Consider the following 11,629-nt stretch of genomic DNA (forward strand, 5'->3'; position numbering starts at 1 on the left):
GTCTGGTAAAGCGATGCGTACTGCTGGATGCCTTTTGCGTGCGGGGGTGTTTCTGGTCCTTGGGGCCGCGCAGGCAAGTTGGGCGCAGGAGGCCGGCACAGGGTCGAGCGGGGGCTGGAGCGGTGAAGCGGAAGTGGGGTTCATGGCGACCTCCGGCAACAGTGAGACGGAGAGTTTCAATGCTCGCGTTGTGCTCCAGAACGAGTTGTTTCCCTGGCGGCACGATAGCCGGCTGGAGACCCTGCGCAGTTCCGATGAGGACCAGACCACGGCGGAGCGGTACCTGTTCGCCCACAAGACCGATTACCGGTTCGACGAAAACAGCTACCTGTTCGGGACTCTGCGCTACGAGGACGACCGCTTCAGCGGATATGACTACCGGGTCTCCGAGACGGTCGGTTACGGCCGCCGGGTCTATGAAACGCCGGATCTGTCACTCGATCTCGAGGCGGGTATCGGTGGTCGCCACTCGCTCCTTGAGACGAGTGATGAGCGTGATGATGAGTTGATTGTGCGTGGTGCGGGCAGTCTGGAGTGGGAGATCAGTCCCTTTGCCCGGTTTACCGAGGAGCTGTTCATCGAATCCGGTGACGAAAACACCTTCACGGAATCGATCTCTGCGCTGAAACTCAAGATCAACGGCAATCTGGCCACCAAGCTCTCCTATACGGTCCGTCATAGCAGTGATGTTCCCGAGGACACCGAGAACACCGATACTATCGTCGCCGTAACCCTGGTGCTGGATTTTGAGTAACCGCAAAGAGGCCGGGTAAGGTTTTTGAAGGGGCTGCTCGCCTTCTCTGGCGCGAGAGCATGGCCCTGGCTGTTTTCCTTGTGTCCTGGCACCTCTCATTTCACCCTCGTATCCCGCTCCCGGAATCTTTATAATGGCGGTCGGGTTTCTTTTGCGGGAGCAGCTGTTCATGGGCGAGAAGGCGCGCATCGGGATCGTTACTGTTTCGGACCGGGCCAGTCGGGGCGAATACGAGGATCTGGGCGGTCCGGCCATTCGCGAGTGGCTGGAGCGGGCCCTTACCAGCCCATGGGAAGCCGTTGCCCGTCTGGTTCCGGATGAACAGGCGCAGGTGGAGACCGCACTGCGCGAGCTTTGCGAGGGCGAGGGGTGCGGACTGGTGGTCACCACCGGCGGCACGGGTCCGGCGCCGCGTGATATCACCCCTGAAGCCACCGAGGCCGTATGCGACAAGCTGCTGGACGGGTTCGGTGAACAGATGCGGGCGGTCTCCCTCAAAATTGTTCCCACCGCCATCCTCTCCCGACAGATAGCGGGTATTCGCGGTCAATCGCTGATCATCAATCTGCCCGGCAAGCCTTCGGCGATCGCTGACTGTCTCGACGCGGTATTTCCCGCTGTTCCCTACTGCATCGATTTGATTGAGGGGCCCTACCTGGAGACTGACGAGTCGGTCGTCAAGGCGTTTCGTCCCAAACATGCCAAAAAGGGCGGTTAACCACTGAGAACACCGAGTGAAATGACGGTATTCTCTGTGTCCTCCGCGGTAAAATGCATGAACATTGACGAAGTCGTCGAAACACTGCTTACGGCCCGGGACCTGATCCGTTGGGGCGCGAGCCTGTTCAACCGGGAGGGACTCTTCTTCGGCCATGGCACCGATAATGCCTTTGACGAGGCGGCCTATCTGACCCTGTTCGTGCTCCACCTGCCGCCGCAGATTCCGGAGAGCTGGTTCGACGCCCGACTACTGGCGGAGGAGCGTAGCGCGGTGGCAGAGCTGATCGCACGTCGCGTTCAGACGCGCTTGCCAGCCCCCTACCTCACTAACGAGGCGTGGTTTGCAGGCCTGCCGTTCTATGTCGATGAACGGGTCCTGATTCCCCGCTCGCCGATAGCGGAACTGATCCAGGAACGGTTTGAACCCTGGATCGATCCGGAGCGCGTAGGGCGGGTGCTGGATCTCTGCACAGGCAGCGGCTGCATCGCCGCGGCCTGTGCCCTGGCGTTCCCGGCTGCGACGGTGGATGCCGGTGACATCTCCGAAGAAGCCCTCGAAGTGGTCCGTATCAACATTGAAAAGCACGGGCTGGAGGAGCAGATGCAGCCTGTACGTTCGGACCTGTTTGACGGATTCAGGGGCGAGCGCTACGACATCATTGTCAGCAACCCGCCCTATGTGGATGCCGAGGATATGGCCGCGCTACCGGATGAGTACCATCACGAGCCGGCGCTGGCCCTTGAGGCCGGACACGACGGCCTCGACCTGGTGCTGCGCATGCTGAGTGAGGCACCCGACCACCTGGAGCAGGAGGGCATTCTGGTGGTGGAGGTGGGCAACAGCGCAGCGGCCCTTGAAGAGCTCTTGCCCGAGGTGCCGTTTGTCTGGCTCGAGTTTGAGCGTGGAGGGGAGGGCGTCTTCCTGCTAACCGCCGAACAGGTCACCGAGCATCAGGCCCTGTTCGCCCGGCACGCAGCCACTCGCCAGCGGCTTTAGAGGGAAACCCGCAGAGACGCAGAGTTCAGGGGAATTCGGATTGGCAGGATCAGGAAGAAGATCTCACTCTCACGAGGGCTCCTTCGTCCCTCGTGTACTCTGCGTTTTCGTGGTGAATTCGTTGTGGATCTTGCCTTTGCGTTTTGGCAGTGAATATTCCGGGCTACAATGCCCGCTCGCAACCATTTCGGCCACAGGCCGTCCAAGTCGGTAGCAGACCGTCCAAGTCAATAGAGAGAGTATTCATGTACAGCGTTCAGCCCAAGACTGCCGAAGAATACGTTCGGCTTGTCGAACAGGCGCTTATCGAAATCGACGAGCTGCGCGCCTGTTTCGAATTCGATATGGAGGATGCCGGTGGACAGCTCGGCTATCTCGAGCCGCTGGAGCAGGGATTGAAGGAGCTGCGCGCCTCCATGGCGGACGGCAGTTACCATTTCGAGAACCGGGATCTGGCTTTTATGGAGATCGCCAACAAATATAAGTCGCAGTTGCCATTCGCGCACCTGTTGGCGGTGATCAATCACACCCATCGCAATGGTCTCGCAGTCGACGAAGCCTGAGCCAACCCGTACCCGTTTAGGAGGTCCGATGACCAACCAGAGCATCGAATTCGACATCGATTTGATCAAGCGTTACGACAAATCGGGGCCGCGCTATACCTCTTATCCGACGGCGGTTCAGTTCCATGAGGGCTTCAGCGAAGCCGAATACCGCAAGTGGGCGCAAAAGAGCAGGGAAAGCGGTCGTCCGCTCTCCCTGTACTTTCATATCCCCTTCTGCGATACGGTCTGTTTCTACTGCGGCTGCAACAAGGTGGTCACCAAGAATCGCAAACGGGCCGCGCCCTATCTGGAGCGGTTGCACCGCGAAATCGAGATGCAGGCCGAATTGCTGGACGGCTCCCGGCCGGTCAATCAGCTGCACTGGGGCGGCGGCACGCCCACCTTCATCAGTCATGACGAAATGACGGCGTTGATGGACAAGACCCGCGAATGCTTCAATCTGCATGATGATGACAGCGGCGAGTATTCCATCGAGATCGACCCGCGGGAGGTGCAGACCGATACCGTAGCCTTGCTGCGGAAGATCGGCTTCAACCGCATGAGCCTCGGAGTCCAGGACTTCGACCCGCGGGTACAGAAGGCGGTCAACCGGATCCAGACGGAAGAGCAGACTCTGTCGGTGCTCGAGGCCGCGCGGCGGGAAGGCTTCAAGTCGATGAGTATCGACCTGATCTACGGGCTTCCCTTTCAGAGTACCGAGAGCTTCGGTCGCACCCTCGACAGGATCCTCGAGATCTCCCCCGACCGCCTGGCGGTATTCAACTACGCGCACCTGCCGGAACTGTTCAAGCCGCAGCGGCGCATCGAAGCCGGGGACCTGCCTTCTCCGCAGGAGAAGCTGGACATTCTCCAGTTGACCATCGACAAGCTGACCCGCAACGGCTATCTCTACATCGGCATGGACCACTTTGCCAAACCGGATGACGAGCTGGCGGTGGCCCAGCGTGAACGTACGCTTTACCGCAACTTCCAGGGCTACTCGACCCACGCCGACTGTGATCTGGTGGGACTTGGCAGCACCTCGATTAGCCAGGTGGGCGACACTTACTCCCAGAACCTGAAGGGGATGGAGGAGTACTACGAGCGCATTGACGCCGGGCGACTGGCGGTATTTCGCGGCTACGAGCTGAATGAAGACGATAAGCTGCGTCGCTCCGTCATCACCAATCTCATCTGCCATTTCGTGCTGCACAAGGCGGAAGTGGAAAAGACCTTCGGCATCACCTTCGACGAGTACTTTGCCGCCGAACTGAATGAGCTCAATGAGATGGAGAAAGATGGCTTGCTGGAGCAGCATCCCGACCGCATCGAGGTGAAACCCGCCGGGAAACTGCTCATCCGCAATATCTGCATGGTGTTCGATCGCTACCTGCGCGAGAAGGCCAACCGCAGCTTTTCGAAGGTAATTTGACGGATATTTAGCCACAAAAGATACGGAGGATATAAACCACGGGGAGCACGGGGCACACGGGGTTTGTCTTAGCCCGGATTATTCATCGCAGAGGCGCAGAGTACGCAGAGGACTGAAGTTGCTTGAGATCGTGCGCTGCTGAGTAGTTATGAAATGTTCTCGTAGGTCACTCCCCGTGATCCCCGTGTCCCCCGTGGTTGGCATTAGTAATTCCCCGCAGGTCCGCGCCCTGACGCAGCAGTTCGCGCTGCACATCGTCGACCGCCAGTTCCCGCGGGGTGACTCCCTTCAGTGCCGCGAGCGCCGCGCAGACACCGCCGGCCTGACCCAGGGACATCGCGACCGGCATTACCCGATAGGAGGAGTGTGCCTCGTGGCTGCCGGAGATACAGCGACCGGCCACAACGAGGTTTTCCACATCGCGCGGCAGCAGGCAACGTAGCGGTATGTCATACGCTTCGCCGGGTGGTACTCGCGTAAGGGTGGTGCCGCTACCGCGCGGATTGTGGACGTCGATGGGATAGGCGTTGCGTGCCACCACGTCATCGAACTTGCGGGCGGAGAGGACGTCGTCTCCGGTAAGTCGGTAGTCCCCCAGGATGCGCCGCGATTCGCGGACCCCCACCTGCGTACCACTCTGCACGGGATAAGACTGCTCGAAGCCGGGGACATAATGGCGGAAGAAGGCAACAATCTGCCGCATTTGATGTCGTGCGGACCACTCTGCGTAGCTCAAATCCCATACATCGGTCCCGAACAGCGGGACTGCCCTTGTGACACGGGTACTGTTGACGCTGACTTCCCGGGGATGGGGAGTGGCAAAGAAGAGGATATCTTCCCGGGGCAGGTCCAGTTCTCCCTCTTCGGTGGCCCGGCGGACCAGATCCCAAAGGCCGTGTACGCCCCGCCAGTCCTGGGGGTGCCGCCGCGCATAGTTTTCGAATGCGGCTTTTTCGAATTCCGCCATGCGGAACATCAGCGTCATGGGCTGCACCAGCCCATCGGTATCGCGGCCTGTCTCATAGGGGGCACCGGCATTGAAGGCGATATCGCCGTCACCGGTGCAATCGACGACCGTGCGTGCATGGATGACCACCGGGCCCGATTTGGTTTCGAAGATCACACCTTCGGGCTGTTCATACCCGAGTATGCCCGACGCGAAGGCGTGAAACAGGAACTGCACACCCGCTTCATCGAGCATCTCCATCGCGACCTGTTTCAGGATCTCCGGATCGAACGGCACCGTATACCCGGTCTCCTGAGAAGGCAGAACGGCTCCACCCCGCTCCAGGAGTCTTTTGACGAACTGCCTGAGAACACCTGCCAATACCGGCTCGCCGGGACCGTGATCGGTCGGCAGGAGCGTATGGCTTCCCAACCGTTCAGGGCGGTGGAACTCGGTGAAATAGGACATGAAGGGCATGACCAGTGCAGCCGTCGCATTGCCGCCCAAGAAGCCGTAGCGCTCGACCAGAATCGTGTGAGCGCCGGTGGCCGCCGCACCCAGGGCCGCCCCGATTCCCGCTGGTCCGCCTCCGACCACCAGTACGTCACAGCTGCCTGCCACCCGGGCGGTGCGAGGCGGAAGGGGTACAGAGTGGATTGCGTCGGGGCGGGGTAGTACCGGCATGGGAGTCTCCTTATCCGGGGTGATGACGTTGCAGGAGTTCCATCAGAATCCGGTGAGACTCGCGGGCGCGATCCTGCAGCATCGGAACGGTACGGTCGATGCGGTTGGCCAGAGAACGGCGTCGATCCCAGGAACGATCGATGTGGGCGAGCAAGCGGCCGGCATTGACCCTGTCTATTGGAGGCATCTCCGCCCCGATCTGTTCCAGAAAACCACCCACTTTTGTGGCGTAGGGCAGGGCGACAAAGGGCACCCGGCCAAGGGCCGCCAGTATGAGGAAATGCAGCCGCATGCCGACGGCGAAATCGAAATGGCCAATCAGGGTCAGTAGTTGACCGGAGGTGTATTCTCCCTTGAGTACGGTCGCGCTTTGAGGGCAGAGCATTTTTGAGATAACGGCATGGCTGTGCTGCATATCGAGCACGCCGCGCTCCATGGGGATGAACACCACCTGAGCACCAAAACGGTCCACCATGTAGTCGGCCGCATTGGCGAGTAACTGGTGGTAGACGTCCTGGCTGACGTCGGGTGCAGCGGCGCCCGGTTCGCGTACCGACATACCCACCATCGGGCCGTCCTGTTTCAGGTTTTCGCTAGCCAGGGCCTGCCTGGGCAGTGGTTCGGGTTTCAGAAGCAGCGCCGGGTCCGCCGTGACCTGAATGTCGTGTCGGACACCGGTCTCTTCCAGCACCTGGCGTGCGGCGGCTTCCCGCACGGTGATGACTTCCGTGCGATCGAGCACCTCACGTACGGCTGTCTGGACCGCAGCATCCCGTAGTGGCCCGGCTCCTATGGCATAGACCATGACGGGAACGCCCAATTCCTGGGCCAGAGTGGCTTCGCGTAAAAAGGTCCGCGCTTCGGCGTCGAACAGGAGCCCGCCTCCGCCGACGATCAGCAGATCCAGTCCCTCCACCAGCTTGCTTAGTTCATCTCGGGAGAGTCGTCGTGTCGAGATGGCATGATCCACAGCATGACGCTGGCGAGTGTCCTCCCTATCTCGAGAGAAGACCGTGATCTCCGCTTCTGTGGATTCCCGCAGTTGGGTGACGATGCTTTGCAGGATGGCTTCATCTCCAAGATTAAGCCCACCATAGGATCCGGTGATCCCTATCCGGTACTTGTACTGATTCCTGGTCATGTCGCCTCCCTGCGCTCACCGCAAAGATAGCTGTTCAGCGACTCCGGAAAGCAATAACACGTGGCGAACAGGGCAGCCGACGTGGTGACGATGTAACCGGGATCGGGTTTTCGGGGACGACGGTGCAATCGGCAGCATGGGATAACCACAAATTCCGAAGAAAGGATTCGTCGCTTGTTCCCGGGTAGTCTCGGAAGAATTTTCCGTCTGCGGACGGAAGGGCAGGGGACGCCACCCGATTAAATCGCTACAATAGCGGCCATGTCAGGAAATAGCATCGGCAAACTGTTTACCGTCACCAGCTTTGGAGAGTCCCACGGGGCGGCCATCGGCTGTGTGGTGGACGGCTGTCCTCCGGGGCTGGAGCTCAGCGAAGCAGACCTTCAACAGGATCTGGACCGGCGCCGTCCGGGCAAGACGCGGCACACCACCCAGCGTCGCGAGCCCGACCAGGTGCGAATCCTCTCGGGTGTGTTCGAAGGCGTCACGACCGGCACCCCTATCGGACTGCTGATCGAGAACCAGGATCAGCGCTCGAAGGACTATTCGGATATTGCGGATACCTTTCGCCCGGGCCATGCCGATTACACCTATCAGCAGAAATACGGACTGCGCGACTATCGGGGTGGCGGCCGCTCGTCGGCCCGGGAGACCGCCATGCGGGTCGCGGCCGGAGCCATTGCCAAAAAATACCTGGCTTCGAAGGGCGTACAGATCCGCGGCTACCTGGCGCAGCTCGGGCCCATCGCTGCCAGGCGGCACGACTGGGGCGAAGTGGAGGAGAACCCCTTTTTCTTCCCGGATGCCGAGCGGGTAACTGAACTTGAGGCCTATATGGACAGCCTTCGCAAGGAGGGGGATTCGGTCGGGGCCCGGGTCAATGTCGTGGCCGGGGGTACTCCGGTGGGTCTGGGTGAGCCTGTCTTCGACCGTCTGGACGCAGAGCTCGCCCATGCCCTGATGAGCATCAATGCCGTCAAGGGAGTCGAGATCGGTGCCGGTTTTGCCAGCGTCGAGCAAAAGGGCAGCGAACACCGGGACGCCATCACACCCGAAGGTTTCGTCGGCAACCATGCGGGCGGTGTGCTGGGGGGAATCTCCACCGGCCAGGATATCGTGGCTTCGATCGCCCTCAAACCCACCTCCAGTATCCGTGTTCCCGGTACCAGCATCGATCGCTCCGGCAGCCCGACGGAGGTGGTCACGAAGGGGCGTCACGATCCCTGTGTGGGCATTCGTGCGGTCCCCATCGCCGAGGCGATGACTGCCATTGTGTTGATGGATCACTACCTGCGCCACCGGGCCCAGAACGCAGACGTGCAATCTGAAACTCCGATCATCACCGGCTGATATTCATGGGAGATGCGCACGACGAAGGGCGAGGGCCTCGGTCCGAGCCGGTAGCCGATCGCGCTGACTCGAACCTCTCCCCTCGCGGCTCACCCCTTCCGTACTGGCGTCTGTCCGGCTTCTACTTCTTCTATTTCGCCACGCTCGGCGTGCTGGTGCCGTACTGGGCGCTCTACCTGAAGCACCTGGGATACGGTTCGGTGCAGATCGGCCAGCTGATGGCCGTACTGATGGCCACTAAGATCATTTCGCCCAACGTCTGGGGGTGGATTGCTGATCATACGGGCCGGCCGATGGCCGTCGTCCGGCTCGGGTCACTGTTGGCCCTGGTGACTTTTCTGGGCGTATTCCTGGTTCAGGGCTTCTGGAGCCTCGCGGCAGTGATGCTGCTGTTCAGCTTCTTTTGGAACGCTGCACTGCCGCAGTTCGAAGCGACCACCCTCAGCCATCTGGGGCGCGACACCCATCGCTACAGCATCATCCGGCTTTGGGGCTCGATCGGTTTCATTGCCACGGTCGCGGGCCTCGGGGCGGCCATGGAGATCTGGGAGCCGGACATCCTGCCTCCAGTGCTGCTGCTGCTGTTTGCCGGCATCTGGTTGTCGACCCTCAGTGTCCCGGAAAGGGGAGCAACCCACGGGGATAGTGGCGAAGGCTCTATTCTGAAAGTCCTGCGGCGCCCGGAAGTGATCGCGCTGCTCGTGGTCTGCTTTTTGATGCAGGCGAGCCACGGTCCCTACTACACCTTTTTTACTATCTACATGGAAGACTACGGCTACGGTCGCGGACTCATCGGGCAGCTCTGGGCCTTGGGGGTAGCTGCCGAAGTGGGGATTTTTCTGCTTATGCACCGGCTCGCGCCCCGTTTCGGGCTGCGGGCCCTGCTGATCGCGGCACTGATGTTGACGACCTTGCGATGGATGCTCATCGGCTTCATCCCCCAGAATCTTCCCACCATGCTGTTCGCCCAGACTCTTCATGCGGCCAGCTTCGCGATCTTTCATGCCGTCGCCATCGCCCTCTTTCACCAGTTCTTCACCGGTCGCCATCAGGGGCGCGGGCAGGCGCTCTACAGCAGCCTCAGTTTCGGTGCCGGTGGTGCTATCGGAGCCCTCTACAGCGGCTGGGTGTGGGAGGGTATCAGCCCCGAAGCGACCTATTACATCGCGGCTGTTCTCAGCCTCGCGGCGACGCTGATCGCCTGGGCCTGGGTCCGGGAGCGTTAGTCCGGGATCCGGGACGGCTGACAACCACAGAGAACACAGAGGACATCGAGAGCACTGAGGAGAATCGGGTCAGGGCAACCGCATACTTTTCTGAAGGGATGTAAGTCCCTGAAAGCGGGTCGTTTGCTGTAGGGACGCAGCGATCGAGCCTACAGGGATGTATTCACGGTGTACCCGATTTCAAGGACTTACATCGCTTTTCTCCGTACCGCAATGTGATTATGCGTTCACCTTGGGGGGGCAGAGAAGACCTGGGTTTCTCGTCCCTGGAGAACTCCGTGTCCTCTGTGGTTGACCCGCTGTTATCCAAAGGTATCGCTATGGTCGAAAGGACCGGGTCGGTAGGAAGGGGCGCTGCGCTGCAGCTGGGCGGCAACGGCGGCGGTGGTGAGCAGTTGTTGCAGGCCAAGCGGTGGATGCGGTTGCCGGGATAGCGGCAGGTGGCGCAGCAGGGCATTGCGGCGCATGGTCAGGAAGTAGTCACCCGGTGCATAGAGATCGCTCGCCGCAGCGAAAGCCGTTTGCAGCTGTTCGTGGGCGCCCGCGAGCCGCCGGCTCATCAGCAGTTGGCCGTAGATCTGGCGTGCCAGGATCCGTTCGTGGGCCCCTGCACAGGGCTCCTCCGCGAGCCGCTCGAACTCCCCTTCGATATCGAGCTCTAACCAGAAATGGGCAACCATCCGCATTAGCCGGCAAACCCGACACGATGCCCTGTGCCGCGCGAGCCGCGTCTGCCGGGAATCGGCTGCCTTCAATAGCTGCTCTGCAGCACTTCTTTCCAGTGGCTCTGCAAACCAGCAACCAAGGATGCCGTGCGGCGTGTCATCGAGCGGATGCATAAAAACCATGGTAACGCTGATGCGTGGAAGCAACCACCGGGAACACAGGGACGAGTGGTTGACTACGGGAGCACGGGAGATACGGGTATTTGTTTTTCAATTTCCCCGTGTCCCCCGTGTCCCCCGTGCTCCCCGTGGTTCAAGCTGTTGTGTTCCTCCGTGGCTGAACATCAAGCCGTTCAGCTATGATGGAGGCGCAATCCAAGAAGAGGTGATTACATGCTGCTCAGGATCCCGGGCGTACTCTCGCCGGAAGAGTTGACTACGGTAGCCAACGCCGTCTCCAGGGCCCGTTTCGTGGATGGCAGACTCACCGCCGGTAAAGCCGCCGAGAAGGTCAAGAATAACCTGGAACTGGATCGGGGATCGGAGGTTCGCGATCCGTTGAATCGTGCCCTGGTGGGCAGCCTCTACCGCAGCGAACTTTTCCGAAACGGTGCGCTGCCGCATCGGGTCGCCACGCCCATCATTGCCCGCTACACGCCGGGCATGCGCTACGGCGATCATATCGATGACCCGATCATGGGGCCGGACAGCGGCCGTTACCGTACCGATGTTTCCTGCACCATCGCCCTGAGTGGTCCCGAGGAGTACCAGGGTGGTGAATTGGTGATCCGGACTCCATTTGGTGAGCAGTACATCAAGCTGGATGCCGGCGACGCGGTCATCTATCCGTCCGGTACGCTGCACCGGGTGGAAGAGGTGACTGCGGGTGAACGCCTGGTGGCCGTCCTCTGGATCCAGAGCCTGGTGCGCGACCCGGAGAAGCGCGAACTGCTGTACAACCTCAGCCAGGCGCGGGAGAGTCTCCTCAAGCGTGAGCCCGGCTCCCCCGAATGCGACGCCGTCGACCATTCCTATATCAACCTGATGCGCATGTGGAGCGAGCTTTGAATTTGAAATGTTAACCGCAAAGGCCGCAAAGGATCGCGAAGATCAGAACCCGATCTCCGGCCATACCTCGACGTCATTCAGACGGAATCGGCTTCCGATAA

At 60.5% G+C, this 11,629-nt stretch carries 11 protein-coding genes; 8 read left to right on the top strand and 3 right to left on the bottom strand.

The annotated features are described in order from the left end of the window. Window positions 1-13 precede the first annotated feature (13 nt). From BLP65_RS06655 to hemN, 5 genes are all read left to right on the top strand, one after another. Window positions 14-754 (top strand): DUF481 domain-containing protein, encoded by a 741-nt coding sequence (locus BLP65_RS06655; RefSeq protein WP_092994297.1) that lies wholly within the window; start codon window positions 14-16, stop codon window positions 752-754. Window positions 755-887: 133 nt separating this feature from the next. Continuing rightward, complete coding sequence (gene mog / locus BLP65_RS06660) at window positions 888-1,472, top strand: molybdopterin adenylyltransferase (protein WP_245688254.1); 585 nt, start codon at window positions 888-890, stop codon at window positions 1,470-1,472. Between the two features lie 57 nt (window positions 1,473-1,529). Beyond that, on the top strand, window positions 1,530-2,471 hold the full coding sequence (gene prmB, locus BLP65_RS06665) for a 50S ribosomal protein L3 N(5)-glutamine methyltransferase (protein WP_092994300.1): 942 nt from the start codon (window positions 1,530-1,532) through the stop codon (window positions 2,469-2,471). 245 nt (window positions 2,472-2,716) lie between these two features. Beyond that, window positions 2,717-3,034 (top strand): hypothetical protein, encoded by a 318-nt coding sequence (locus BLP65_RS06670; RefSeq protein ID WP_092994303.1) that lies wholly within the window; start codon window positions 2,717-2,719, stop codon window positions 3,032-3,034. A 28-nt stretch (window positions 3,035-3,062) separates the two neighbouring features. Beyond that, window positions 3,063-4,448 (top strand): oxygen-independent coproporphyrinogen III oxidase, encoded by a 1,386-nt coding sequence (gene hemN, locus BLP65_RS06675; RefSeq protein ID WP_092994306.1) that lies wholly within the window; start codon window positions 3,063-3,065, stop codon window positions 4,446-4,448. 166 nt (window positions 4,449-4,614) lie between these two features. Here the strand turns inward: hemN and BLP65_RS06680 are convergent, their stop codons facing one another. Both BLP65_RS06680 and BLP65_RS06685 read right to left on the bottom strand, forming a co-directional pair. After that, window positions 4,615-6,078, bottom strand: coding sequence for an FAD-dependent oxidoreductase (locus BLP65_RS06680; RefSeq protein WP_092994309.1), 1,464 nt, complete (start codon window positions 6,076-6,078; stop codon window positions 4,615-4,617). A 10-nt stretch (window positions 6,079-6,088) separates the two neighbouring features. Beyond that, window positions 6,089-7,219, bottom strand: coding sequence for a polysaccharide pyruvyl transferase family protein (locus BLP65_RS06685; protein ID WP_092994311.1), 1,131 nt, complete (start codon window positions 7,217-7,219; stop codon window positions 6,089-6,091). A gap of 261 nt (window positions 7,220-7,480) precedes the next feature. Between BLP65_RS06685 and aroC the strand changes: the two genes are divergently transcribed. Then, complete coding sequence (aroC, locus tag BLP65_RS06690) at window positions 7,481-8,569, top strand: chorismate synthase (protein ID WP_092994314.1); 1,089 nt, start codon at window positions 7,481-7,483, stop codon at window positions 8,567-8,569. A 5-nt stretch (window positions 8,570-8,574) separates the two neighbouring features. Next, a complete protein-coding gene (locus BLP65_RS06695; protein ID WP_092994317.1) occupies window positions 8,575-9,795 on the top strand; it encodes an MFS transporter in 1,221 nt (406 codons plus the stop codon). Between the two features lie 302 nt (window positions 9,796-10,097). On the opposite strand, the gene BLP65_RS06700 is transcribed toward BLP65_RS06695, so the two are convergent. Then, entirely contained in the window at window positions 10,098-10,481 is a 384-nt protein-coding gene (locus BLP65_RS06700; RefSeq protein WP_092994320.1) for a hypothetical protein, read from the bottom strand. A gap of 372 nt (window positions 10,482-10,853) precedes the next feature. Here BLP65_RS06700 and BLP65_RS06705 point away from each other — a divergent pair, with 372 nt between their 5' ends. Continuing rightward, window positions 10,854-11,528: a Fe2+-dependent dioxygenase gene (locus BLP65_RS06705; RefSeq protein WP_092994323.1), complete on the top strand. Its 675-nt coding sequence runs from the start codon at window positions 10,854-10,856 to the stop codon at window positions 11,526-11,528. The last annotated feature ends 101 nt before the right edge of the window (window positions 11,529-11,629 follow it).

Origin of the sequence: Thiohalomonas denitrificans (assembly GCF_900102855.1) — a bacterium.
GTDB lineage: Bacteria > Pseudomonadota > Gammaproteobacteria > Thiohalomonadales > Thiohalomonadaceae > Thiohalomonas > Thiohalomonas denitrificans.

Bases quoted from the DNA above. Each gene is read 5' to 3' on its own strand.
- BLP65_RS06655 (WP_092994297.1), top strand. From the start codon at position 14: ATGCGTACTGCTGGATGCCTTTTGCGTGCGGGGGTGTTTCTGGTCCTT.
- mog (WP_245688254.1), top strand. From the start codon at position 888: ATGGCGGTCGGGTTTCTTTTGCGGGAGCAGCTGTTCATGGGCGAGAAG.
- prmB (WP_092994300.1), top strand. From the start codon at position 1,530: ATGAACATTGACGAAGTCGTCGAAACACTGCTTACGGCCCGGGACCTG.
- BLP65_RS06670 (WP_092994303.1), top strand. From the start codon at position 2,717: ATGTACAGCGTTCAGCCCAAGACTGCCGAAGAATACGTTCGGCTTGTC.
- hemN (WP_092994306.1), top strand. From the start codon at position 3,063: ATGACCAACCAGAGCATCGAATTCGACATCGATTTGATCAAGCGTTAC.
- BLP65_RS06680 (WP_092994309.1), bottom strand. From the start codon at position 6,078: ATGCCGGTACTACCCCGCCCCGACGCAATCCACTCTGTACCCCTTCCG.
- BLP65_RS06685 (WP_092994311.1), bottom strand. From the start codon at position 7,219: ATGACCAGGAATCAGTACAAGTACCGGATAGGGATCACCGGATCCTAT.
- aroC (WP_092994314.1), top strand. From the start codon at position 7,481: ATGTCAGGAAATAGCATCGGCAAACTGTTTACCGTCACCAGCTTTGGA.
- BLP65_RS06695 (WP_092994317.1), top strand. From the start codon at position 8,575: ATGGGAGATGCGCACGACGAAGGGCGAGGGCCTCGGTCCGAGCCGGTA.
- BLP65_RS06700 (WP_092994320.1), bottom strand. From the start codon at position 10,481: ATGCGGATGGTTGCCCATTTCTGGTTAGAGCTCGATATCGAAGGGGAG.
- BLP65_RS06705 (WP_092994323.1), top strand. From the start codon at position 10,854: ATGCTGCTCAGGATCCCGGGCGTACTCTCGCCGGAAGAGTTGACTACG.